This is a genomic window from Kluyvera genomosp. 3, from assembly GCF_011765685.1.
GTDB lineage: Bacteria > Pseudomonadota > Gammaproteobacteria > Enterobacterales > Enterobacteriaceae > Kluyvera > Kluyvera georgiana_A.
Window position 1 is genome coordinate 2,655,237 of sequence record NZ_CP050321.1, and the last position, 21,613, is coordinate 2,676,849.

General features: G+C 54.1%; 24 protein-coding genes. 20 read left to right on the forward strand and 4 right to left on the reverse strand.

What is annotated here, in order from left to right:
• Window positions 1–47 precede the first annotated feature (47 nt).
• The 7 genes from GY169_RS12420 (at window position 48) to GY169_RS12445 (ending at window position 6,553) form a co-directional block, all read left to right on the forward strand.
• A complete protein-coding gene (locus GY169_RS12420) occupies window positions 48–1,220 on the forward strand; it encodes a MalY/PatB family protein (protein WP_167575934.1) in 1,173 nt (390 codons plus the stop codon).
• A 293-nt stretch (window positions 1,221–1,513) separates the two neighbouring features.
• Entirely contained in the window at window positions 1,514–1,888 is a 375-nt protein-coding gene (locus tag GY169_RS12425; RefSeq protein ID WP_223802552.1) for a spore coat U domain-containing protein, read from the forward strand.
• Window positions 1,889–1,909: 21 nt separating this feature from the next.
• On the forward strand, window positions 1,910–2,626 hold the full coding sequence (locus GY169_RS12430) for a molecular chaperone (protein WP_167575936.1): 717 nt from the start codon (window positions 1,910–1,912) through the stop codon (window positions 2,624–2,626).
• Entirely contained in the window at window positions 2,592–3,107 is a 516-nt protein-coding gene (locus tag GY169_RS23425; RefSeq protein WP_223882092.1) for a hypothetical protein, read from the forward strand. The genes GY169_RS12430 and GY169_RS23425 overlap by 35 nt, the downstream gene beginning before the upstream one ends.
• Window positions 3,104–4,933, forward strand: a complete 1,830-nt coding sequence (locus tag GY169_RS12435; RefSeq protein ID WP_223882093.1) for a fimbria/pilus outer membrane usher protein — start codon at window positions 3,104–3,106, stop codon at window positions 4,931–4,933. Before GY169_RS23425 ends, GY169_RS12435 begins: the two co-directional genes overlap by 4 nt.
• Entirely contained in the window at window positions 4,924–5,874 is a 951-nt protein-coding gene (locus tag GY169_RS12440; protein ID WP_163449411.1) for a spore coat U domain-containing protein, read from the forward strand. Before GY169_RS12435 ends, GY169_RS12440 begins: the two co-directional genes overlap by 10 nt.
• 100 nt (window positions 5,875–5,974) lie before the next feature.
• Window positions 5,975–6,553, forward strand: coding sequence for a nucleotidyltransferase family protein (locus tag GY169_RS12445; protein WP_163449412.1), 579 nt, complete (start codon window positions 5,975–5,977; stop codon window positions 6,551–6,553).
• Window positions 6,554–6,582: 29 nt separating this feature from the next.
• Here GY169_RS12445 and GY169_RS12450 read toward each other — a convergent pair whose 3' ends face one another.
• The 3 genes from GY169_RS12450 to GY169_RS12460 all read right to left on the reverse strand — a co-directional run bounded on the left by GY169_RS12450 (window position 6,583) and on the right by GY169_RS12460 (window position 8,889).
• Window positions 6,583–7,431, reverse strand: a complete 849-nt coding sequence (locus GY169_RS12450) for an HNH endonuclease (protein WP_163449413.1) — start codon at window positions 7,429–7,431, stop codon at window positions 6,583–6,585.
• Window positions 7,432–7,553: 122 nt separating this feature from the next.
• The gene (locus GY169_RS12455) at window positions 7,554–8,087 is read right to left on the reverse strand and encodes a phospholipase D family protein (RefSeq protein ID WP_167575937.1); all 534 of its coding nucleotides are present in this window, start codon (window positions 8,085–8,087) and stop codon (window positions 7,554–7,556) included.
• Window positions 8,088–8,118: 31 nt separating this feature from the next.
• Window positions 8,119–8,889, reverse strand: coding sequence for a DeoR/GlpR family DNA-binding transcription regulator (locus tag GY169_RS12460; protein WP_167575938.1), 771 nt, complete (start codon window positions 8,887–8,889; stop codon window positions 8,119–8,121).
• A 217-nt stretch (window positions 8,890–9,106) separates the two neighbouring features.
• Here GY169_RS12460 and GY169_RS12465 point away from each other — a divergent pair, with 217 nt between their 5' ends.
• Together GY169_RS12465 and add are read left to right on the forward strand one after the other, a co-directional pair.
• Window positions 9,107–9,628 carry a phosphoribosyltransferase gene (locus GY169_RS12465; RefSeq protein ID WP_167575939.1) on the forward strand — a complete coding sequence of 174 codons (522 nt, stop codon included), beginning with the start codon at window positions 9,107–9,109 and terminating at the stop codon, window positions 9,626–9,628.
• A gap of 180 nt (window positions 9,629–9,808) precedes the next feature.
• The gene (gene add / locus GY169_RS12470) at window positions 9,809–10,810 is read left to right on the forward strand and encodes an adenosine deaminase (protein ID WP_167575940.1); all 1,002 of its coding nucleotides are present in this window, start codon (window positions 9,809–9,811) and stop codon (window positions 10,808–10,810) included.
• 43 nt (window positions 10,811–10,853) lie between these two features.
• Here add and GY169_RS12475 read toward each other — a convergent pair whose 3' ends face one another.
• The gene (locus GY169_RS12475) at window positions 10,854–11,894 is read right to left on the reverse strand and encodes an oxidoreductase (RefSeq protein WP_167575941.1); all 1,041 of its coding nucleotides are present in this window, start codon (window positions 11,892–11,894) and stop codon (window positions 10,854–10,856) included.
• Between the two features lie 236 nt (window positions 11,895–12,130).
• Between GY169_RS12475 and blr the strand changes: the two genes are divergently transcribed.
• The 11 genes from blr (at window position 12,131) to nth (ending at window position 21,158) form a co-directional block, all read left to right on the forward strand.
• The gene (gene blr / locus GY169_RS12480) at window positions 12,131–12,274 is read left to right on the forward strand and encodes a division septum protein Blr (protein ID WP_163449419.1); all 144 of its coding nucleotides are present in this window, start codon (window positions 12,131–12,133) and stop codon (window positions 12,272–12,274) included.
• Between the two features lie 117 nt (window positions 12,275–12,391).
• On the forward strand, window positions 12,392–13,762 hold the full coding sequence (locus tag GY169_RS12485) for a GH1 family beta-glucosidase (protein WP_167575942.1): 1,371 nt from the start codon (window positions 12,392–12,394) through the stop codon (window positions 13,760–13,762).
• 283 nt (window positions 13,763–14,045) lie between these two features.
• Window positions 14,046–14,261: a transcription modulator YdgT gene (gene ydgT / locus GY169_RS12490; RefSeq protein ID WP_163449421.1), complete on the forward strand. Its 216-nt coding sequence runs from the start codon at window positions 14,046–14,048 to the stop codon at window positions 14,259–14,261.
• Window positions 14,262–14,345: 84 nt separating this feature from the next.
• Window positions 14,346–14,786 carry a DUF2569 domain-containing protein gene (locus GY169_RS12495; protein ID WP_163449422.1) on the forward strand — a complete coding sequence of 147 codons (441 nt, stop codon included), beginning with the start codon at window positions 14,346–14,348 and terminating at the stop codon, window positions 14,784–14,786.
• 77 nt (window positions 14,787–14,863) lie between these two features.
• Window positions 14,864–15,445 carry an electron transport complex subunit RsxA gene (gene rsxA / locus GY169_RS12500; protein ID WP_064545680.1) on the forward strand — a complete coding sequence of 194 codons (582 nt, stop codon included), beginning with the start codon at window positions 14,864–14,866 and terminating at the stop codon, window positions 15,443–15,445.
• Complete coding sequence (gene rsxB / locus GY169_RS12505; protein WP_163449423.1) at window positions 15,445–16,020, forward strand: electron transport complex subunit RsxB; 576 nt, start codon at window positions 15,445–15,447, stop codon at window positions 16,018–16,020. Before rsxA ends, rsxB begins: the two co-directional genes overlap by 1 nt.
• Entirely contained in the window at window positions 16,013–18,142 is a 2,130-nt protein-coding gene (gene rsxC / locus GY169_RS12510; protein WP_167575943.1) for an electron transport complex subunit RsxC, read from the forward strand. Before rsxB ends, rsxC begins: the two co-directional genes overlap by 8 nt.
• Window positions 18,143–19,195, forward strand: a complete 1,053-nt coding sequence (gene rsxD, locus GY169_RS12515; protein WP_167575944.1) for an electron transport complex subunit RsxD — start codon at window positions 18,143–18,145, stop codon at window positions 19,193–19,195. It abuts the gene before it with no gap.
• A gap of 8 nt (window positions 19,196–19,203) precedes the next feature.
• Window positions 19,204–19,824 (forward strand): electron transport complex subunit RsxG, encoded by a 621-nt coding sequence (gene rsxG / locus GY169_RS12520; protein ID WP_167575945.1) that lies wholly within the window; start codon window positions 19,204–19,206, stop codon window positions 19,822–19,824.
• 3 nt (window positions 19,825–19,827) lie between these two features.
• Window positions 19,828–20,523: an electron transport complex subunit E gene (locus GY169_RS12525; RefSeq protein ID WP_167575946.1), complete on the forward strand. Its 696-nt coding sequence runs from the start codon at window positions 19,828–19,830 to the stop codon at window positions 20,521–20,523.
• The gene (gene nth, locus GY169_RS12530; protein WP_167575947.1) at window positions 20,523–21,158 is read left to right on the forward strand and encodes an endonuclease III; all 636 of its coding nucleotides are present in this window, start codon (window positions 20,523–20,525) and stop codon (window positions 21,156–21,158) included. The genes GY169_RS12525 and nth overlap by 1 nt, the downstream gene beginning before the upstream one ends.
• Window positions 21,159–21,613 lie beyond the last annotated feature (455 nt).

Genomic DNA, 21,613 nt, shown 5'->3' on the forward strand with positions numbered 1-21,613 from the left:
TAACGGGGGCAAAATATCTCACCTCTTTTCTTCGTTAGGATCCTCACATGTTTGATTTCTCGACGGTGATTGACCGGCATGGTACCTGGTGTACGCAGTGGGATTATGTGGCCGACCGTTTTGGCGACGCCGATCTGCTGCCCTTTACCATTTCGGATATGGATTTTGCCACCGCGCCCTGTATCCTCGATGCCCTGAGCGCACGTTTATCCCACGGTGTATTTGGCTACAGCCGCTGGAAAAATGACGCCTTCCTGCCCGCCATTGCCCACTGGTACGCTCATCGTTTTCACAGCGCCATCAACACGGATAGCATCGTCTACGGGCCCTCTGTTATCTATATGGTGGCCGAGATGATCCGCCAGTGGTCAGCTCCCGGTGACGGTATCGTGGTGCATACGCCTGCCTATGACGCTTTCTTTAAGACCATCGAGGGCAACCAGCGTCAGGTGGTCGGCGTCGCGCTGGAGCAGCGTGAGGGTGAATGGTTCTGTGATATGGCGAAGCTGGAGGCTGCGCTGGCTCAGCCGCATAACCGCGTGTTACTGCTGTGCAGCCCACAAAATCCGACCGGCAAAGTCTGGACGCGCAAAGAGCTGCAAACGATGGCCGCGCTTTGCGCAAAACATAACGTGCGGGTGATCAGCGATGAAATCCATATGGACATGACCTGGAACGGTCATCAGCACATTCCGTGGTGTGATGTGGCGCAAGGGCCGTGGGCGCTGTTCACATCGGGCTCGAAAAGCTTCAATATCCCGGCCTTTACCGGCGCATACGGGCTGATTGACGACGAAAGCACTCGCAATGATTACCTCAACGCTCTGAAAAGTCGCGATGGCCTCTCCTCGCCGTCTGTACCGGCGCTGGTCGCCCATATTGCCGCCTATCAGCAGGGTGAGCCGTGGCTGGACGCGCTACGCGACTATCTGCAGGAAAATATGCGTTACATTCAGCAGACGCTGAACGCCGCCTTCCCTGAGCTACAATGGCGCATGCCGCAAGCCACCTATCTGGCGTGGATTGACCTACGTCCGCTACACATCGACGACCGTCAGCTCCAGGAAGTCCTCATCAAACAGCAAAAAGTGGCGATCATGCCCGGCTACACCTATGGCGAGGAAGGCAACGGCTTTATCCGCCTGAATGCAGGCTGCCCGCGCGTGAAACTCGAGCAAGGCGTTGAACGTCTGATTGCCGCCATTCATACCCTGCGTTAATCCTTATTGCGCAACGTCGCCCGGCGTTGCGCAGCGTTAATGCATGAGATCTCAGTTGTTAATATCAGATCTTGTTATTCACATCGCTTAGACATAGCACGATTACTCAATCCCAGAAAATTCTTAGTCACTATTCTCCGCCCCCCGTAGTTTCAATTAAGAAATATTAATTAGTTTTTTTAGAGAGCCTTAAAGTGATTAACCGTCAAGCCACTGCATTAACGTTGACTGCGATTAGCATTTTATTTTCATCTGCGGCATTCGCAGATACCACGGAAACGGCAACCGCCGATATGCATGTCTCCCTTACCGTCGAAAAATCCTGCCAGATTAGCGTAGGTGATATGGATTTTGGTTCGCACCCCAGTGATACAGGGCAATTAACGGTGACAAGTCAGGCCAGCGTGACCTGTACCAATGGCACGGAATATCAGCTCAGCAGCGCCAGCGACCATACCTACGAGATGGCAAACGACAATGGCGATACCGTGGCCTACACCATCTACGGGGATACTTCCGGTAGCGATCTATCCAAAACACCTGTCGATAATATTGGCACCGGTTCCATTCAGACGATCCCTATTTATGGTCGCGTCACCGCCGATGCCCTGGCTCAGGCGCCTGCAGGCAACTATTCCGACACCGTCACATTGACTGTCGCTTACTAACCACAACCGAAGGGGAAGCCTGTGAAGCGTTTACTCTCTGGCGCGGCGATCGTTGCATCCTGCGCGCTGTTTACCTTGCCTTCAGCGGCGGCCACCCTTCAGGTTTATCCGGTCAACATCGGCTTTTGCGCGGGTGAAACCGCGCAGGCCGTTTACGTTAAGAACACCGGTAGCGCGGCAATTGGCGCGCAGATCCGCGCCTACGCCTGGCATCAGCAAAATAATAAAGAAGTCCTTAGCGACACCGGGGATCTGCTGGTGAGCCCGCCAATGACCAATATCCCTGCGGGCCGCCAGCAGTTGATTCGCGTCATTCTTCCCGCCCCGCTCAGCGGCAGTGACGAACGCGCCTACCGACTGGTGGTCGACGAACTTCCTGGCGCCAACAATATGGCCCCCAAGGATGGCGTGCGCTTTTTACTGCGCTACTCCATCCCGGTATTCGTCAACTGCAAACCACAGCCACCCAACCCGCAGGACCTCGAATTTACCCTCGACCGTTCGACCCGCCCGGTCATGCTCAAGGTGCGTAATAACGGCTCGCAGCACAGTAAACTCGGCAATATTACCCTGCTCACAGGCGGCCGCAGCCAGGTGATGAGTCAAGGGTTATTGGGGTATGTATTGCCCCACAGTGAAAAGGAATGGCCTTTACCTGACGGAATCAGCAGTGCGTCATCCCTGTCACTTAATTTGAACGATAATGAGCAAAAACAGACCTTCTCGCTTACGCCTTAAAACCCTTCCACTGTGGTTTATGGTCTGTTTTTACGCCCACGCCGCCGACAAGGAAACGCTCTACCTGACCGCGTTTGTTAACGGGCAAGCCATCAAAGGTTTTGTAAAGGCCAGATATATTGATAATAAGCTGTTTATTGCCGCCAGTGACGCCCGTAAGTTAGACATCAAAACCGCGTCGCTTCCAGAACAGAAAGGCTACGTCGATTTCAGTTCGCAGGACGGGCTGAACGTTACGTTCGATAATCTGAGCCAAAGCGTCAATATCGCCGCCAGCCAAAACTGGCTTGGTCGTGATAGCCTGCTGACTAACCACAACGGTTCGCATCTGCTGCACGCCGCCCAATTGTCGCCGGAAGTGCGCGGTCTGGCGCTGAACTACAACGTGTTCACCAGTCATGAGAACGGCGAGCAGGATGCTTCGCTGTTCAGCGAGTTTCGCACCTTGGCCTTGGCCCCGGGTTCTTCTCGACGTCAATGAACACCCAGGCTTCCTCAGCCAGCGAGAGCACCAACAGCGGCACCCAACGGTTGATGAGCAGCTGGAATTACCAGAACGTCGACAAATTGTTTTCCATGACGCTCGGCGACAGCTTTACCTCAACTCAAAGCTGGACCCATAGCGTGCGCTTCGGCGGGATTAGCCTGGCCCACAACTACGCCACGCAGCCTAACTTCAGCACCTCATCGCAGGACATTCTGACCGATAGCGTTACCCTGCCATCGACCGTCGATCTGTACGTTCGCGGCATCAAAACCGCCTCGCAAAAGGTAGAACCCGGCCAGTTCACCCTCAATACCGCCCCCATTTTTACCGGCGATGAAGGGGCGCAAGTGGTGATTACCGATATCAATGGCCAGCAGAGAGTCGTCAATCTCGACCTGTATGGCGCGACGCAGTTGCTGTCAGCCGGCCTGACGACCTGGGGCGTCAGCGCGGGATGGGTCAGAAAAGATTATACGGAGCGTTCCTTCAGTTACGACAACCAGTTAGTCGGAGTCGGCGACTGGCGCTATGGCTTGAGTAACAGGGCGACGCTGGAAGCTCACGCGGAACAGAGCGCAGCGTTACACAACCAGGGACTCGGCTGGGATTACCTGTTGGCCCCCAGGCTGGGAGTAATTCACGCGAATGTGGCAAGCGGTCATTATCATCACGACGGTGGGCGTCAGTGGGGCGCGGGCTGGCAGTGGAACAACCGCCGGTTCAATCTGTCGCTCGACCATTCGCAGGCCGATAGCGGCTTTCGCGATATTTCATCTCTCGCAGATAACAGCCTTACCACCCGTGAAGATTCCGCGTTTGCCAGTGTCACCTTCGAGGCAATCGGTACCTTCGGTATGAGCTGGGTACAGCAAAATTACTGCGATTCCTCAGCGCAGTATCTTGGCTTATCGTGGTCGAAAAGCCTCACCCATCAGATCAGCCTCTCCTCCAGCATCACCGAAGAAGTGGGCGACGAGCATAATACCACGGTCTATCTGAATTTCAGTATGGCGCTCAATCAGCGTAAAGATTATCTTTCACTGCAGAACAGCCACGATAACGATGGAAATGCCCTTCAAGCCAGTCTTTCACGTTCGCTGGATTCGAACCAACCGGGTTGGGGCTGGAACCTGTCGGCGCAAAACGGTAAAAACAGTGATGTACATACCAGCCTGCAACGGCGTACTCGCTGGAGTGACATCGCGCTGGGTATGAATCGACAAACCCACGATAACGCGCTTTATGGGTCTCTCTCCGGCGCGTTAGGCCTGTTTTCCGGTAATTTCTACGCCACCCGCGTTCTGGGTAGCGCATTTGCCATCGTCAACACGGCAAGCGTCCCCCACGTCCCGGTGTATCTTGAACATCGCCCGGTGGGTCAGACGGATAAAAACGGCAAGCTGTTCCTGAATAATCTCAATCCCTATCAGGAAAATCGAATTGATATCGATGCACTGGGTCTGGAGGAAGATTATCGCGCGCCCTACACCGAAGAAGTGGTGATCCCACAAACCGGCCGCGGCGCCCTTGCGCGGTTCAGCATCTATAAAACGCAGGCAGTCCTGCTGACGGTGACCTTGCCCGATGGAAAAAACGTGCCGTTTTCTGCCCAGGTTAACGTCGCCGATAGTCACGGCCAGAAGCCCGCGCGCGGAACCCAACAGACGATCGCCGGTTACGACGGCAAAATCTATCTTGAAGATCCTCCGGCAGGCGGCAGACTGAAGGTGCAATGGGCATCCTCTTCCTGCAGCGTGACGCTGCCGCAAAAATTCCGTCCAACTCGCTCACTGGAGACGCTCAACGCACGATGTCTATAAATCGCCTTCTCGGGCTAACCGCCCTATTATTCACGTTGATGTTAACCTTAAGCCCTGGCGCGAGGGCGGCAAACTGCTGGAACGGCAGCCCGGCGGGGTTAAGTTTTGGCACCGTCACGCCCGGACAGAGTAGCGCCACCAGCACGAAGCTCCCTTTTACCTGCAATAACTATGACGGCCACACTGAGTTTGTCCGCGCCTGCCTGAAGCTGATGGCCAACGACCCAATTCCGATGAGCCAGAATGAGCCGTCAACCACACCGCTCTATTTCTCGCTGTATTCGATTTATGATCTCCATCATCCGCTCAGCCAGAACAGTGACGTCTACGCCCAGATTGACCTTGAGCTGGCCTCGGGGCAAGCCAACGTCGAGCACGACATCCCGTTGATTGGCAAAATCAACGCCGGGCAAAACAACGTCAGCGCGGGGAATTATTATGATTACGCCACTAGCGTGCAGATAAGCTATGCCTCGGCGTCATCTATGCAGTCTCTCCCTTCATGCAGCGGGCTCTCCGGCACCACCGTGACCGATCAAATCAGCGCTACCGCCACGGTCAAAAACGGTTGCGAGATACTGAACGTTGATGATATGGACTTCGGCAATAAAAGTCCGGTTCAGGGCAACCAGCTTCAGGCGGATGCGACGGCCAGCATAGCTATCCAGTGCCCTACCGGCACTAGCTATGCGGTGAGCATCGGCGAGGGTTTACACCCGGACGGCAGCCAGCGTCAGCTCTGCAATAACGGAGAATGCCTCCGCTACGATCTTTACCAGGACGCCGCCCATACCACGACCTGGACACCAGGCCGCCCGCAAAAGCAGTTCGCCAGCGACGGGCAGGCGCAGCAGATGGTGGTTTATGGCGAAGTACCTGCGCAGCAATGGCCCTCGGCGGGGGTTTATACCGACACGGTGGTGGTGACATTGAGTTACTAAACCGGTGATATCGCCGCTGACGCGCGGCGAAAAGTCTGCTTTCTCCATCCCATTTTCCGCGTAATATGGAGCTCGCTCCTCATCGAGAAAACGCCGGCCCATGAACTATTCGCCAACGCTGCAGACCTTAATTCTGAATGACGCCTTGAGAATGGAGGCGCTACTCGCCCTTCGTCATCTTCATCTCCCCGACGGCTGGATTGGGGCCGGATTTGTGCGCGACGCCGTTTGGGCATATCGGCATAAACATCTACGGTCTCCTGTGCCTGCGGACGTGGATGTGGTCTGGTTCGATGATAAGCAACTCTCTGAAGGGCAGGATCGCGCGCTTGAGACGGCCCTGAAGCGGCTTAACCCCGCCTTTAACTGGTCGGTAAAAAACCAGGCGCGAATGCACCGGCGCAACGGCGACGCCCCCTACCGCTCAACGGAGGATGCGCTACGTTTCTGGCCCGAGACTGCGACCGCGGTAGCCGTAAGGCTAAGGGATGACTATCGTCTGGAGACGATAGCGCCCTATGGGCTCGAGGACCTGTTTGAACTGCGGCTACGACCAACGCCGCGCTTTGAACATGAAAAACAGGCAATATTCTGGCAGCGAGTTGCGAAGAAGCGGTGGCTGACAAGGTATCCTTTGTTACGGATTATTGAGGAGCCACCTCGCCATCAAACAAAATGAAACCCGCACAGAGCGGGTTTACATAATAATTACTCATCCCGACCGATAAACAGATTATCGCGATGCCAGGCGAGATAAGGAATGTTCTCTGCTTTGGGCTGAATACCCATCGTATCATCACATCCTAATACAATGCGGGCCGTTTCCGGTAAGCGCGGAGAGATTAATATGCCTCCATCATCCTTGAATGAAATCAGGCCTTTATCAAATAAGATGTCCAGATTAGGGACAAGAAGCAGGCCATTATACACATCCAACCGTTCCTCATTGGAGGACACGGACCAAGGTTTAATATGAGAGGCGCGCAATGCGGGAATATAGTCACAGCCCGATACACTGCATCCTTGCCATAAGTTAATTAGCCCCGTGCGAAAATCGCCCTGACCGACTCTTGCCAGAACAACCTGCTCGCGCTCTGTCTCCCCCAGTTCCCCGGCGGTCTGCACGTCATGCATAGCCATCTCTTCCAGCAGCGTGTTTAAATCAGCAAAGTCAGGCGACAACCAGTATTTTCTCTCAACACCAAACGTCCCCTTGTTCGATGGCGCAATACCATTTGCAACGCAGAACTGGCGGTAATATTTGTCCAGCAGCGCGTTAGGCGTTGGATTCTGACCAAGTATGGCGTTGATGGCCTTGTTAGTTACCCGACCATCACGCGTCGCATTCTCTTTATGGCTGACAAGCGTATTGCCGACATAGCCAATAAAGCGTGACGGTGCAAAAGCCACCCCTTTTGCTGAGCGGTACAACATAAAACAAGTTCCGCGTTGAATCAGCAGCCGGTACTCTTCTAACTTCGCGCCGGTGGATACACGCCCCCGTTCAAGCTCGGCAATGTTTAATTTAATTTGTTCAATACCGTGCACCAGCTGCATATTCTTTCGTTGCTCCATTAAGATAATAAAAACCATACAGCGATTAATATCGACTAACTTGCAGATATTCTTAAATTAAAATGGAAGAAAGAGCGTCGAATCATCGCGCTGTTGACGCGTAGTTAAGACTGTTGCTTTGGTGATGTGCTGTGATACGGCTCGGATAACGCCCAGCGCGAAGCAAAATGCGCCTGATACCGCTGCACTATCTTTGGCGCATTTTTGATGATCAGGACATTCTCACTGTTATCAACTTCCGCAGACCGGGCATAATTAAAAGACCCGGTTTCCAGCGTCGTGCCATCAATAATCATCAGCTTGTCGTGCTGAATATGATAATGACCGTCGACGCGAAGCGCGATTCCATGGTTAACCACATCGCGCATGGCGGCTTGCGAAACTCGTCCCGAATTACGGCGTCGATCGACCACTATTTCGACCTTTACGCCTCTGTGCTGCGCAGCATCCAGCGCTGCCACAATGTCCTTAGCCTGGAAGGCGTAGGCCATCATCTTAATGGAGATATGCGCATCGGTGATGGCCTTGATGACCAGCTTACGCGCGCCGCCCTCCGGCGAAAAACCCGCTTCAATGGAAGGCGCGGCATGCGCAGAACTCAGCATCACGAGGAATAAAAGAGCCCGTTTTTTTATCATCAGAGAAGCAGCCTATTGTCGCCATATCACGCTAAACGGCGTGAATTTGAATATCATATTCCCGGAAAGCGTCGGCATATCGTTTACTCACGCTCTCCTCAACCACCAGAATATCAATCTGATGGCTTTCTGCGACAATATAGCGCGCGACGGCGGGAATTTTGTTGGACGTTAAACCCACGATAATCTCGCTGCACTGCGCGATAACCGCTTTTTTAAATTCACAATCAGCATAGTCAAAGCCGGTCAGGCCCGACTCTGGCGCCATGGCACAGCCGCCGATAAAGCCCTGATCGAAAAGAATACCCTTCAGTTGCGCCAGTGCCGGGGCGCCTACACAGCCACCGGACGTGCGCTGCACGCCACCGCCCAGCATAATCACTTCACACAGCGGCTTTTTAAGCAGCGCGGTGGCGATTTCCGGCGAGTTGGTGACGACCGTCAGCGCGACGGTTGACGGCAGCGCTTCAGCCATCGCCAGATTGGTTGTCCCGGAATCAATAAAGACGCAGCCGTTAGGTTTGACGAGTTGTGCACATTTCTGCGCGATTATGCTTTTTGCGTCCGTTTCCTTCGTTTTTCGCTCGACGAAATGCCCCGCATCAGGCAACGTCGCGACAGCGCCGCCATAAACCTTTTTACAGACACCCTCTTTGCTAAGCCCATGTAAATCACGGCGAATAGTATGTTCAGACACGCCTAATTGCGCGGCTAACTCCACGCAAACCACCCTACCTTTCTCGGCGAGAATCTGGCGAATCCGGGCTTGCCGTTGATCCGGGAAAACCGCATAATCGAGCAAGACAACTCCTTAACACATTAAAACGAGCAACAAGCATCATAATCGTGCAATCCTGAGACTGCTGTCAACCTCCAGTTATTGCGATTAGAGTGCCACCATGCAATATGCCCAGGATATCAGTCACGATCGGTTCTTTCAGGGTCATAAACGATAAAGTGATTAAGGTGGGTTAATTCAACTCAATAACCGCCTTCAATAAACGAAAACGGGACTTACTATGAACACTCACACTATTGGCGATATCATTCTCGACGAAGCGAGTATTGCGGCAGGCGTGCGTAATGTCGCCGCACAGCTAAGCCAGGATTATACCGATGCCGTGGTCATTACCGTGGTTCCTGGCGGGATTCTTTATACGGCGGATCTGACAAGACAGCTCCATTTTGACATTAACATGGATTATATCTCCTGCCCGCACACACCCGGCGAACGCAATAACAGTTCGGCTATCGTCTATCACCAGAACATTCAGATTGAGAACCGCCACGTCATTCTTATCGATGATGCAATCGAATCTGGCGGCACAATGAAGCGCCTTGTTGAATATATCCAGGACAATTTTCGTCCGGCTTCTGTTGCCGTGGCCGTCCTGTTCGTCAAACCGGGCCGCGTGACCATTCCGGCAAAATTGTACTATGCCTATGAAATGGAAAATGACGATCTGCTGGTGGGCTATGGGATGCCATGGGAAGATAAATACCGCAACCGGCCGAATGTGGCAAAACTCATCACGGAATAAAAGAGAGACAGGGCATTACCGTGCGAGCGGTTTGGCAACCATCAGGAGACACAATAAACTGCGGCAAATCTCCTGATCGTTTCGCTAATGCCCTGTTACGTGAGTTTTTTTCGATACTTTTAATCGGTTATAGCCCTATGGTATAATGATTTGCACTTTAACTAAAATAAGAGTGCTGCCATGATCGATACTAACCTGCCTTTAACTGACGTTCACCGCCACCTTGACGGTAATATTCGCGCCCAAACCATCCTCGATCTCGGCCGCCAGTTTAATCTGTCGCTGCCTGCCTCTACGCTGGAAACGCTGCTGCCGCACGTGCAGGTCACCAGCAATGAACCGGATCTGGTTAGTTTCCTCAGCAAGCTTGATTGGGGGGTTAAGGTGCTGGCTTCTTTAGAGGCCTGTCGTCGCGTTGCTTATGAAAACGTGGAAGATGCGGCGCGTAATGGCCTGCACTACGTTGAGCTGCGTTTCTCCCCACGCTATATGGCGATGACTCACCAGTTACCGGTAGACGGCGTGGTAGAAGCCGTGATTGCCGGGGTAAAAGAAGGTTGCAAGGCGTTTAATGTTGAAGCGCGTCTGATTGGCATTATGAGCCGCACATTCGGCGAGGCGGCCTGTGAAGAAGAATTGAACGCCCTTCTCGCGCACCGCGATGGCATTACCGCACTCGACCTGGCCGGTGATGAGCTCGGCTTCCCTGGCACTCTGTTCCTCGACCACTTCACGCGCGCGCGCGATGCTGGCTGGCGCATTACCGTCCATGCCGGTGAAGCTGCCGGCCCGGAAAGTATCTGGCAGGCCATTCGTGAGCTTGGCGCGGAGCGCATTGGTCACGGCGTCAAAGCGGTTGAAGATCCGGCGTTGATGGATTTCCTCGCGGAAAAACGCATCGGCATTGAATCCTGTCTGACCTCCAATATTCAGACCAGTACCGTCGCGTCGCTGGCGCAGCATCCTCTGAAAACCTTCCTCGATCATGGCGTACTGGCCAGCCTGAATACTGACGACCCGGCCGTACAAGGGATTGATATTCAACACGAATACCGTGTCGCTGCTCCCGCCGCGGGTTTAACTCCTGCGCAGATTCGTCAGGCGCAGATTAACGGCCTGGAAATGGCATTCCTGTCGGCGGGCGAAAAGCAGGCGCTCCTCGCCCGCGTCCAACGCGGATAAAAAGCATCCCGGTAGCTTTCGCTACCGGGATTTTCCTGCCTCTTTATACCAGCGTCAGCGCAGCACGATGCTTCGCGGATTCAATGCCCAGCGCAATCAACTCCATGATCTGAATGGCCTGACCTGCGGGCACCGGGTTCTCACCGATGCCGTTCAGGGCATCGCGAATGGCGGCGTAATATGCGGGGTAATTACCCGGCAACGTCAGCCAGCTTTCTTCGACTCGCTCTTCACCTTCAACCGTGGTCAGAATGCCGTCGCGCATGTCATAGCCCCAATCGGCTTGCGGCAAGCGCTCACCGTTTTTCAGGCGATCTTCCTGCGGGTCAAGGCCAAATTTCACGTAGCTGGCCTGTGTGCCATGGACGATATAGCGTGCCGTTTCTGCCGCGGCCAGCAGCGTTGAGTGGAGCACGACGCGACGCTGCGGATAGGTCAGCACCGCATGGAAGTAATCCGTCGCCTGCGCACCCGGACGCAGCTGGCCGAGATCGACATACAGGCTTTGCGGTAAGCCAAACAGATTGACCGCCTGATCGAGTAAATGCGGCCCTAAATCATACCAGATGCCGCTGCCCAGCCCAGCCTGTTCACGCCAGCGGGCACGAACCTGCGGACGATAACGGTCAAAGTGTGATTCGAAATGGGTGATATCACCTAATTTACCTTCATTAATCAGCGCCTTAACCGTCAGAAAATCGCTGTCCCAGCGACGGTTGTGGAAAACAGACAGCAGTTTGCCCTGCTGTTTTGCCAGCGTGTCCAGCTCGCGCGCCTGTGACAGTGTCACGGTAAAGGGTTTGTCGACTACCACGTTCTTCCCTGCTTCCAGCGCGGCTTTAGCTAGCGGGTAATGGGTATCGTTCGGCGTAGGAATGACAATCAGATCAATACCGGGGTCGTTAAACAGCGCCTGGGGGTCAGATACCACGCTGACCGCAGGCCAGTCGGCATGCACCTTAGCGGCGTCACTGCTGGAGACAATCGCCAGTTCCATACCTGGCGTGCCGCTAATCAGCGGCGCATGAAATGTCTTACTGGCGTAACCATAGCCCACCAGCCCTACGCGGATTGGGTCACTCATATTGCAGCCTCACTTCTGAAGTAACGGGATTCAACCAACTTTGTAATCGATTTCTTATTTGACCTCATCTTATGATGCCGTACAACAGTTTAATAACATTATGGCGCGGCAAATGGCTATCTGTTGAAATAATAAGCACTCGTGGAATCGATTCCGCTGAAAACTTGCGTTGTGGCGCGGGCGCGCTAAGATCTTGCTCTGGCGTTATTTTATCAATGGATTGTTAGATAAATTTCATGAATTCCGTATTGTCTCGTATTGTTGAACTGATTGGTTGGGTTATTCTGGGTTTTTCCGTTCTTCTGCTGTTTGTCGCGCATCACATTGACGACTACAAGTCGCCCGAACCCACGGCCACCGCATCACTGCAAAAAAAGTAATTTCGACACGTTAAAAAAGTGATTCGGATCGCATCCGTGCAACCGGTTTCTGAAACCGGTTGCACATCATGAGCCCTCACTTTACACTCCCCTTATCACACAGATAAGGAGTGTTACATGTCTGCTTTTCCCCAAAATTTTCTCTGGGGTGCCGCTACTGCAGCGTACCAGGTTGAAGGTGCATATAACGAAGACGGCAAAGGCCCGTCCATCTGGGATATTTTCTCTCATCAACCCGGGACCACCTACCAGGGCACCAACGGCGATGTCGCCGTCGATCACTACCATCGCTTCAAAGAAGACGTTGAACTGATGGCCGAAATGGGTCTGCAAAGCTACCGTTTTTCCATCTCCTGGCCCCGCCTGTTGCCGGAAGGCCGCGGCGAAATCAATGAAGCCGGAGTCAAGTTCTACAGCGATTTAATTGACGCCCTGCTGGCACATAACATTGAGCCAATGATTACCCTCTATCACTGGGACCTGCCACAGGCGCTGCAGGATGAAGGTGGCTGGGAAGCGCGTTCCACGGCGGAGGCGTTTGAAGAGTATGCCCGCCTGTGTTATTCACGCTTTGGCTCGCGGGTAAAGAAATGGGCCACCTTTAACGAAACCATCGTGTTTATTGGCCACGGCTATATCACCGGCAGCCATCCGCCGTCAGTGCGAAACCCGGCGCGCGCCATTCAGGCCTGCCACCACGTCTTTGTCGCCCACGCCATGGCCGTGAAAGCCTTCCGCGGTATGGAAATAAAAGGTGAAATTGGCTTTGTGAACGTGCTTCAGCCGCACTCGCCGCTGACCAATAGCGCGGAAGATATCGCAGCAACCGAGCTGGCGGATGCCATTCATACCCACTGGCTCTACGATCCGGTGTTGAAAGGCCGCTATCCGGATGAGCTGCTGGCGCAGACGCAGGCGTTATGGGGCGTGCCGCGCTTTGCGCCGGGTGATGACGAACTGCTACGTAACAACCGCTGCGACTTTATTGGTCTCAACTACTATCGCCGTGAGACCGTTTCCGCCCAGCCGCCCAAAGAAAAAGTCAGCGGCGAACAGGGTGTCGAGGGGCTGTTCTATTTCGTACGCAACCCGGAAAGCGTCTATACCGAATGGGGTTGGGAAATCTGGCCGCAGGGGCTGACCGATGGCATCATGATGATCAAAGAACGCTACGGCGATATTCCCGTCTATATCACTGAAAACGGCCTGGGCGCGGTTGACCCAATTATCGATGGAGAAGTGGTTGATGATCCGCGGATCGACTTCCTGCGCGTACACATTGATGCGCTGGAAAAAGCGATTGCGCTTGGTGCGGACGTCCGCGGGTATTATCCGTGGTCGTTTATCGATTTACTGAGCTGGCTCAACGGCTATAAAAAGCAATATGGCTTTGTTTACGTCGACCATAAGCAGAACCTGGCGCGCAAGCGTAAAAAAAGTTTCTTCTGGTACAAAGACGTCATTGCCAGTCGCGGCGAGAACCGCTAACCCTTCCCTTTCAGGGCGTCAGACGACGCCCTGACTGCATAAAATCGCCCTAATTTTGGGGCGAAATCAATAAGCACATTTTCTGTCATTGTAATTCATTCTTAATAGCCAAATAATTCGCGATATCCCATCGAGGTTGAGCTATAGACGCTGAACTCTCTATTAAAACGGATGTCGATAAACACATTGGCTATAAATGCCGCATTAACTGTCTCGTTTTCTCCCCATTGCCTGGTAGAAAACGGTGTACGGTGAGCTTTAACATTATAATGGATGCCCTCAAATGACCGTTCTGGATTATTTATTAAAGTTCCGCAAAGTTAGTTCGCTGGACAATCTTGAAAAACTCTACGACCACCTGAACTATTCGCTGAGCAACACTGAAGAACTTATCAATATGTATCGCGCCGCCGACCATCGCCGTGCTGAGCTGGTTTCTGGCGGTCGTTTGTACGATCTTGGACAGGTTCCCAAGAACGTTTGGCGTTTTGTGCAATAATAGTTTTTTCCTCAGCGCCAGTTGCTTATACTCCTCGACCTGTATTTTTCCTCTCATGGCTGGCGCTGATTTTCAGGAGACACAATGTCAGATAATTCTGCAGAACGTATTGGCGGATGGCTGCTTGGCCCATTAGCCTGGCTGCTTGTGCAGCTTTTAAGCATCACCATCACGCTGGTGAAATTTGGTTACGTCCTGCTCAATCCGCACACTCTGGCGCTGGTTAAAGAAATGGGCGGCAGCAATACGCTATTTCTCGGACTGTCATTCCTGTCATTTATTGCCATGTGGTATTACACGCTGTGGCTGACAATTGCTTTCTTCAAACGCCGATACAACGCGCCAAAACACTACATCATCTGGCTGATGATTGGCGTACTGCTGGCAGTCAAAGCTTTTGCGTTTTCGCCTATCTCCGATGATCTGGCCGTGCGTCAACTTCTGCTTCCCCTGTTGGCAGCTGCGCTGATTGTGCCTTATCTCAAGCGTTCTCAACGGGTTAAACGCACCTTTACCCGCGCGTAATAACCCCACAGTTAACCTGTTGTCGCTTGAGGCACTTTGTCAGATAATAGGTGGCTTTTTTTGTTACAGGTCGAATGATGACTGACTATTTATTGCTCTTTATCGGTACAGTTCTGGTAAATAACTTCGTCCTGGTGAAGTTCCTTGGGCTGTGCCCGTTTATGGGCGTTTCCAAAAAACTGGAAACCGCTATGGGAATGGGGCTGGCGACAACCTTCGTGATGACGCTGGCATCTATTTGCGCCTGGCTTATCGACACCTGGATCCTCATCCCGCTGGATTTAGTCTACCTGCGCACGCTGGCCTTTATTCTGGTCATCGCTGTGGTCGTCCAGTTCACCGAAATGGTGGTGCGTAAAACCAGCCCGGCGCTGTATCGTCTGCTGGGTATTTTCCTGCCGCTTATCACCACCAACTGCGCCGTGCTCGGCGTGGCATTGCTGAATATCAACCTCGGCCACAATTTTCTGCAATCGGCGCTGTACGGTTTCTCCGCCGCCGTGGGCTTTTCGCTGGTTATGGTGCTCTTCGCCTCCATTCGCGAACGCCTGGTCGTCTCCGACGTTCCCGCCCCTTTCCGCGGCAACGCCATTGCGTTGATTACCGCAGGTTTAATGTCGTTGGCCTTTATGGGCTTTAGTGGGTTGGTGAAGTTGTAATGATGACCTTCTGGATTGCTGTCGCTGCAATCAGCGTATTAGGGCTGATTTTTGGCGTCATTCTCGGTTACGCCTCGCGCCGTTTTGCCGTTGAGGACGACCCGGTAGTCGAAAAAATTGATGAACTGCTGCCGCAAAGCCAGTGTGGCCAATGCGGCTACCCTGGCTGTCGCCCTTACGCCGAAGCGGTCAGTAACGGTGAAAAAATTAACTGCTGCGCGCCTGGCGGTGAAGCCGTCATGCTGAAAATCGCCGAGTTACTGAACGTCGACCCGCAGCCCATTGGCGGCGACGAAGCGGTGTCGGAGCCTGTGCGTATGCTGGCGGTTATCGATGAAAATAACTGTATCGGCTGCACCAAATGCATACAGGCCTGCCCGGTGGATGCCATCATTGGCGCCACGCGTGCCATGCACACGGTGGTGAGCGATCTGTGTACCGGCTGTAATTTGTGTGTTGCCCCGTGCCCTACTCAGTGTATTGAGTTACGCCCGGTAGAAACGACCACCGAAAGCTGGAAATGGGATCTGCAAACGATCCCGGTACGAATTATTCCTGTGGAACACCATGCTTAAGCTATTCTCCGCCTTCAGAAAAGACAAAATCTGGGATTTCGACGGGGGGATTCACCCGCCAGAGATGAAAACGCAGTCTAGCGGGACGCCACTGCGCCAGATACCGCTTGCCCAGCGTTTTGTTATTCCTCTGAAGCAGCACATCGGCGCCGAAGGCGAACTGTGCGTTCAGCCGGGCGATCGCGTTCTGCGCGGCCAGCCGCTAACCCGTGGTTGGGGGCGCATGCTGCCCGTTCATGCGCCGACGTCAGGTACAGTTGTCGCCATTGAACCTCATGCGACCGCGCACCCTTCTGCGCTGCCGGAAATGAGCGTGATCATTGATGCCGACGGTGAAGACCGGTGGATAACTCGCGACGGCTGGCATGATTACAAAAATCACAGCCGTGAAGCGCTGATTGAACGTATTCATCAGTTCGGCGTGGCCGGTTTAGGCGGCGCGGGCTTCCCGACAGGCAGCAAACTGCGCGGCGGTGGCGATAAAATTGAGACGTTAATCATCAACGCCGCCGAATGTGAGCCGTACATTACCGCCGACGATCGCCTGATGCAGGACTGCGCGGCGCAGATTGTCGAAGGCATCCAGATTCTGGCACACATTCTGCAGCCACAGCAGGTGCTGATTGGCATCGAAGATAACAAGCCGCAGGCCATCTCAATGATGCGCGCCGTGCTTGCAGGCTGCCACGGCATCAGTTTACGTGTCATCCCAACCAAATACCCCTCCGGCGGCGCGAAACAGCTGACGCAAATTTTAACCGGTAAACAGGTGCCGCACGGCGGGCGTTCTTCCGACATTGGCGTCCTGATGCAAAACGTCGGTACGGCCTACGCGGTGAAACGCGCGGTGATTGACGGCGAGCCCCTCACTGAACGTGTGGTGACGCTGACCGGCGAATCAGTTTCGCTGCCGGGCAACGTCTGGGCGCGCCTCGGCACGCCGGTCAAACATCTGCTGAGCCACGCGGGATTCTGCCCGACCAGTGACCAAATGGTGATTATGGGCGGCCCGCTAATGGGCTTTACTCTGCCCTGGCTCGACGTTCCGGTGGTGAAAATCACCAACTGTCTGCTGGCCCCGTCGGCGGCGGAAATGGGCGAACCCGAAGAGGAAAAAGGTTGCATCCGCTGTAGTGCCTGCGCTGACGCCTGCCCGGCAGACCTGCTGCCGCAGCAACTTTATTGGTTCAGCAAAGGTCAGCAGCACGACAAGGCCACTGCGCATAATCTGTCTGACTGCATTGAGTGCGGCGCCTGCGCATGGGTGTGTCCAAGCAGTATTCCGCTGGTGCAGTATTTCCGCCAGGAAAAGGCGGAAATCAACGCCATCCGCCAGGAAGAACAGCGCGCCGCTGAGGCCAAAGCCCGTTTCGAAGCGCGTCAACAGCGCCTTGAACGTGAGAAAATCGCTCGCGAGGAACGTCATAAAAAAGCGGCCGTTCAGCCTACCGCTAAAGACCAGGACGCTATTCATGCCGCCCTGGCGCGGGTGCGTGAAAAACAGCAGCAGGCAACGCAGCCAATTGTGATTCAATCCGGCGCACTTCCGGATAACAGCGCCGTCGCTGCCGCGCGTGAAGCCCGTAAAGCGCAGGCCCGCGCCGCTCAGGCGGAAAAACGTCAAAGCGCGAATGATGTCATCGATCCACGCAAAGCCGCCGTAGAGGCAGCTATTGCACGAGCAAAAGCCCGTAAATCGGAAACGCAGCCAGAAGCCGATGTGACAGAGGCAAGCAGCGACCCACGTAAAGCGGCGGTTGAGGCGGCCATTGCCCGCGCCAAAGCACGTAAAGCGGCGCAATCGGCAGAAACTGCGCCCGTCGTCAACGAGAGCGAAACCGTTGACCAGCGTAAGGCCGCAGTTGAGGCAGCCATTGCCCGTGCCAAAGCCCGTAAAGCGGCGCAATCGGCAGAAACTGCGCCCGTCGTCAGCGAGAGCGAGACCGTTGACCCGCGTAAAGCCGCGGTTGAGGCAGCCATCGCCCGTGCCAAAGCGCGCAAAGCGGCGCAAAACGCGGTTAGCGAACCCGCCGCCAACGACGACCCACGCAAAGCCGCCGTTGCTGCTGCTATTGCCCGTGTTCAAGCCAGGAAAGCCGCTCAGGCCGTTAACGAGGATTAAATGGTTTTCAAGATCGCAAGTTCCCCATACACCCACAACCATCGCCAGACATCGCGCATTATGATGCTGGTGATCGTCGCCGCCCTGCCCGGCATTCTGGTGCAGAGCTGGTTTTTCGGCTGGGGAACCTTTATTCAGCTCATCCTGGCGATAGTAACCGCCCTGCTTGCAGAAGCGCTGGTCTTGCGTCTGCGCAAGCAAAATATTCCCCGCACGTTGGCCGATAACTCAGCGCTGCTGACCGGCTTGTTGCTGGCCATCAGTATTCCGCCTTTCGCGCCGTGGTGGATGGTCGTTCTGGGCACGGTCTTTGCCGTTATTATCGCCAAACAGCTGTATGGCGGACTCGGACAGAACCCATTCAACCCGGCGATGATTGGCTACGTGGTACTGCTGATCTCTTTCCCGGTTCAAATGACCTCCTGGCTGCCGCCGCACGGCGTTGCCGCCGCCACCCCGGGTTTTATGGACGCGGTGCAGATGATCTTTACTGGCCACACCGTCGCGGGTCAGGATATGAATGCCCTGAAGTTAGGTATTGATGGCATCAGCCAGGCAACACCGTTGGATACCTTTAAAACCTCCCGCCATGCCGGTCAGCCGGTAGAAAATATTCTGAACTCAGCGATTTATCATGGCGTGCTGGCCGGCGTGGGCTGGCAATGGGTAAACATCGCCTACCTTGTGGGTGGCCTGTTCCTGTTATGGCAAAAAGCGATTCGCTGGCATATCCCGGTGAGCTTCCTGTTAAGTCTGATGGTCTGTGCGACGCTTGGCTGGCTGCTTCACCCGGACGACCTCGCCTCACCGCAGATGCACCTGTTGTCCGGCGCGACCATGTTGGGTGCTTTCTTTATTCTGACCGACCCGGTCACCGCCTCGACGACCAACCGCGGGCGTCTGATCTTTGGCGCGCTGGCGGGCCTGCTGGTGTGGCTGATTCGCAGCTTCGGCGGTTACCCGGACGGCGTGGCTTTTGCCGTGCTGCTGGCTAACATCACGGTACCGCTGATTGACTATTACACGCGCCCGCGCGTTTACGGACACCGCTGAGGATAACGATGTTAAAAACCATGCGTAAACACGGTGTCACGCTGGCGCTGTTCGCCGCAGGCTCTACCGGGCTAACCGCGGCGATCAACCAGTTAACCAAGCACACCATCGACGAACAGGCAGAAAAGCAGCAAAACGCGCTTTTCCAGCAGGTCATTCCCGCTGACAGCTATAATAATTCGCTGCTCAAGAGCTGCTTTGTCGTTGACGCCCCCGAGCTGGGGAAAGGCGCGCACAAAATCTATATCGCCCGCAAGGACGATAAACCGGTGGCCGCAGTAATAGAAGCCACCGCGCCAGACGGCTATTCCGGCGCCATTCAACTGCTGGTCGGCGCCGACTTCAACGGTACTGTACTGGGCACACGCGTCACCGAGCATCATGAAACGCCGGGGCTGGGAGATAAAATCGAACTCCGCCTTTCCGACTGGATTACCTTCTTCAGCGGCAAGAAGATCGCCGGTCCTGACGACAGTCAATGGGCGGTGAAAAAAGACGGCGGGCAATTCGACCAGTTTACCGGTGCGACAATTACCCCGCGTGCGGTGGTCAACGCGGTGAAACGCGCCGGGCTGTATGCCAAAACGCTGCCGAATCAACTGTCGCAACTTCAATCCTGTGGAGAGTAAATCATGAGCGAAGTTAAAGAGGTTATTGTCCAGGGTCTCTGGAAAAATAACTCCGCGCTGGTTCAGCTGCTGGGCATGTGCCCACTCCTGGCGGTGACCTCTACCGCCACCAACGCGCTGGGTCTGGGCCTGGCAACCACGCTGGTGCTGACACTGACCAACCTGGCCATCTCCAGCCTGCGTCGCTGGACACCCGCGGAAATTCGCATTCCTATCTACGTGATGATTATCGCGTCGGTGGTGAGTGCCGTACAGATGCTGATCAACGCTTACGCCTTTGGCCTGTATCAGTCTCTCGGTATCTTTATCCCGCTGATCGTCACCAACTGTATCGTGGTGGGCCGCGCGGAAGCCTTTGCGGCCAAAAAAGGCCCGGCACTGTCGGCGCTGGATGGTTTTGCTATTGGCATGGGAGCCACCTGCACGATGTTTGTGCTGGGGTCAATTCGCGAGCTGCTGGGTAATGGGACGCTCTTCGACGGCGCCGACGGCCTGCTGGGCAGTTGGGCGAAAGTATTGCGTATCGAAGTCTTTCATACCGATACCCCTTTCCTGCTGGCAATGCTGCCGCCGGGCGCCTTCATTGGTCTCGGTATGCTGCTGGCGATCAAATACCTGATTGACGAACGGACGAAACAACGTCGTGCACAGGCTGCTAGCGCAGAAAATGCAGGCGTTGATAGCGCAGAGAAAGCCTGATGAATAAAGCGAAACGGCTGGAAATTTTAAGTCGTCTGCGGGACAACAATCCGCACCCGACCACGGAATTGAATTTCACATCCCCTTTTGAACTGCTGATCGCGGTGCTGCTCTCGGCACAAGCTACGGACGTGAGCGTCAATAAAGCGACGGCAAAGCTTTACCCTGTTGCCAACACCCCACAGGCGATGCTGGACCTCGGCGTAGACGGTATGAAGGAATACATTAAAACGATCGGCCTGTTTAACAGTAAGGCTGAAAACGTGATTAAGACCTGCCGTATGTTGCTTGAACTGCACGGCGGGGAGGTTCCGGAAGATCGTGCAGCGCTGGAGGCTCTGCCGGGAGTCGGCCGTAAAACGGCAAACGTGGTACTCAACACCGCCTTCGGCTGGCCGACCATCGCCGTCGACACGCATATTTTCCGCGTCTGCAACCGCACCAACTTCGCCCCCGGTAAAAACGTTGAGCAGGTTGAAGATAAGCTGTTAAAGGTGGTTCCTGCCGAGTTTAAGGTCGACTGCCACCACTGGCTGATTCTTCATGGCCGCTACACCTGCATCGCGCGCAAACCGCGCTGTGGCTCTTGTCTCATCGAAGATCTCTGTGAATATAAAGAGAAAACCGAGCTGTAGTTCATATCTGGCTGCGTGGCAAGTCAACGCCACGCATGCTTATCCTCACTCAAGCAGCGTTTAATCCCATATAATTATTCAGTATTTGGCACTTTTAGCGCTTATATACCGCTTTGACAGGTTAAATACGTCATCACTAGCGAAAATTTCTATACAAACGCTGACGAGAACATCCGAGCAACATAATGTTGCATTTATGTTTCTTTACGTAGCAAACGCCGCCATCATCACAATGCTCCATTTACAGAGCACAAGATGATCATCCAGCAATTTTTCAGAATCCAGCCTATATCACTACTTTTAAGCGTCATCAGCAGAAGATATGGTTATGTTACGCGTTTCGCCCTACTTTATCAGAAGAATAAACCGTCAATTTTTAAACAATGAAATTTAACGCTAAATAACATTTGCAAAGACGGTTGATTGTACCAGATTTTTTATTTGTAACAGAGTAT

What these genes read in the sequence shown, in the direction of transcription:
- GY169_RS12420 (WP_167575934.1), top strand. Translation starts at nt 48, where the DNA reads ATGTTTGATTTCTCGACGGTGATTGACCGGCATGGTACCTGGTGTACG.
- GY169_RS12440 (WP_163449411.1), top strand. Translation starts at nt 4,924, where the DNA reads ATGTCTATAAATCGCCTTCTCGGGCTAACCGCCCTATTATTCACGTTG.
- GY169_RS12475 (WP_167575941.1), bottom strand. Translation starts at nt 11,894, where the DNA reads ATGAGTGACCCAATCCGCGTAGGGCTGGTGGGCTATGGTTACGCCAGT.
- GY169_RS12525 (WP_167575946.1), top strand. Translation starts at nt 19,828, where the DNA reads ATGAGCGAAGTTAAAGAGGTTATTGTCCAGGGTCTCTGGAAAAATAAC.
- GY169_RS12425 (WP_223802552.1), top strand. Translation starts at nt 1,514, where the DNA reads ATGCATGTCTCCCTTACCGTCGAAAAATCCTGCCAGATTAGCGTAGGT.
- GY169_RS23425 (WP_223882092.1), top strand. Translation starts at nt 2,592, where the DNA reads ATGAGCAAAAACAGACCTTCTCGCTTACGCCTTAAAACCCTTCCACTG.
- ydgT (WP_163449421.1), top strand. Translation starts at nt 14,046, where the DNA reads ATGACCGTTCTGGATTATTTATTAAAGTTCCGCAAAGTTAGTTCGCTG.
- rsxA (WP_064545680.1), top strand. Translation starts at nt 14,864, where the DNA reads ATGACTGACTATTTATTGCTCTTTATCGGTACAGTTCTGGTAAATAAC.
- GY169_RS12465 (WP_167575939.1), top strand. Translation starts at nt 9,107, where the DNA reads ATGAACACTCACACTATTGGCGATATCATTCTCGACGAAGCGAGTATT.
- blr (WP_163449419.1), top strand. Translation starts at nt 12,131, where the DNA reads ATGAATTCCGTATTGTCTCGTATTGTTGAACTGATTGGTTGGGTTATT.
- nth (WP_167575947.1), top strand. Translation starts at nt 20,523, where the DNA reads ATGAATAAAGCGAAACGGCTGGAAATTTTAAGTCGTCTGCGGGACAAC.
- GY169_RS12485 (WP_167575942.1), top strand. Translation starts at nt 12,392, where the DNA reads ATGTCTGCTTTTCCCCAAAATTTTCTCTGGGGTGCCGCTACTGCAGCG.
- GY169_RS12455 (WP_167575937.1), bottom strand. Translation starts at nt 8,087, where the DNA reads ATGATAAAAAAACGGGCTCTTTTATTCCTCGTGATGCTGAGTTCTGCG.
- rsxD (WP_167575944.1), top strand. Translation starts at nt 18,143, where the DNA reads ATGGTTTTCAAGATCGCAAGTTCCCCATACACCCACAACCATCGCCAG.
- rsxC (WP_167575943.1), top strand. Translation starts at nt 16,013, where the DNA reads ATGCTTAAGCTATTCTCCGCCTTCAGAAAAGACAAAATCTGGGATTTC.
- GY169_RS12445 (WP_163449412.1), top strand. Translation starts at nt 5,975, where the DNA reads ATGAACTATTCGCCAACGCTGCAGACCTTAATTCTGAATGACGCCTTG.
- GY169_RS12495 (WP_163449422.1), top strand. Translation starts at nt 14,346, where the DNA reads ATGTCAGATAATTCTGCAGAACGTATTGGCGGATGGCTGCTTGGCCCA.
- GY169_RS12450 (WP_163449413.1), bottom strand. Translation starts at nt 7,431, where the DNA reads ATGCAGCTGGTGCACGGTATTGAACAAATTAAATTAAACATTGCCGAG.
- GY169_RS12435 (WP_223882093.1), top strand. Translation starts at nt 3,104, where the DNA reads ATGAACACCCAGGCTTCCTCAGCCAGCGAGAGCACCAACAGCGGCACC.
- rsxB (WP_163449423.1), top strand. Translation starts at nt 15,445, where the DNA reads ATGATGACCTTCTGGATTGCTGTCGCTGCAATCAGCGTATTAGGGCTG.
- rsxG (WP_167575945.1), top strand. Translation starts at nt 19,204, where the DNA reads ATGTTAAAAACCATGCGTAAACACGGTGTCACGCTGGCGCTGTTCGCC.
- add (WP_167575940.1), top strand. Translation starts at nt 9,809, where the DNA reads ATGATCGATACTAACCTGCCTTTAACTGACGTTCACCGCCACCTTGAC.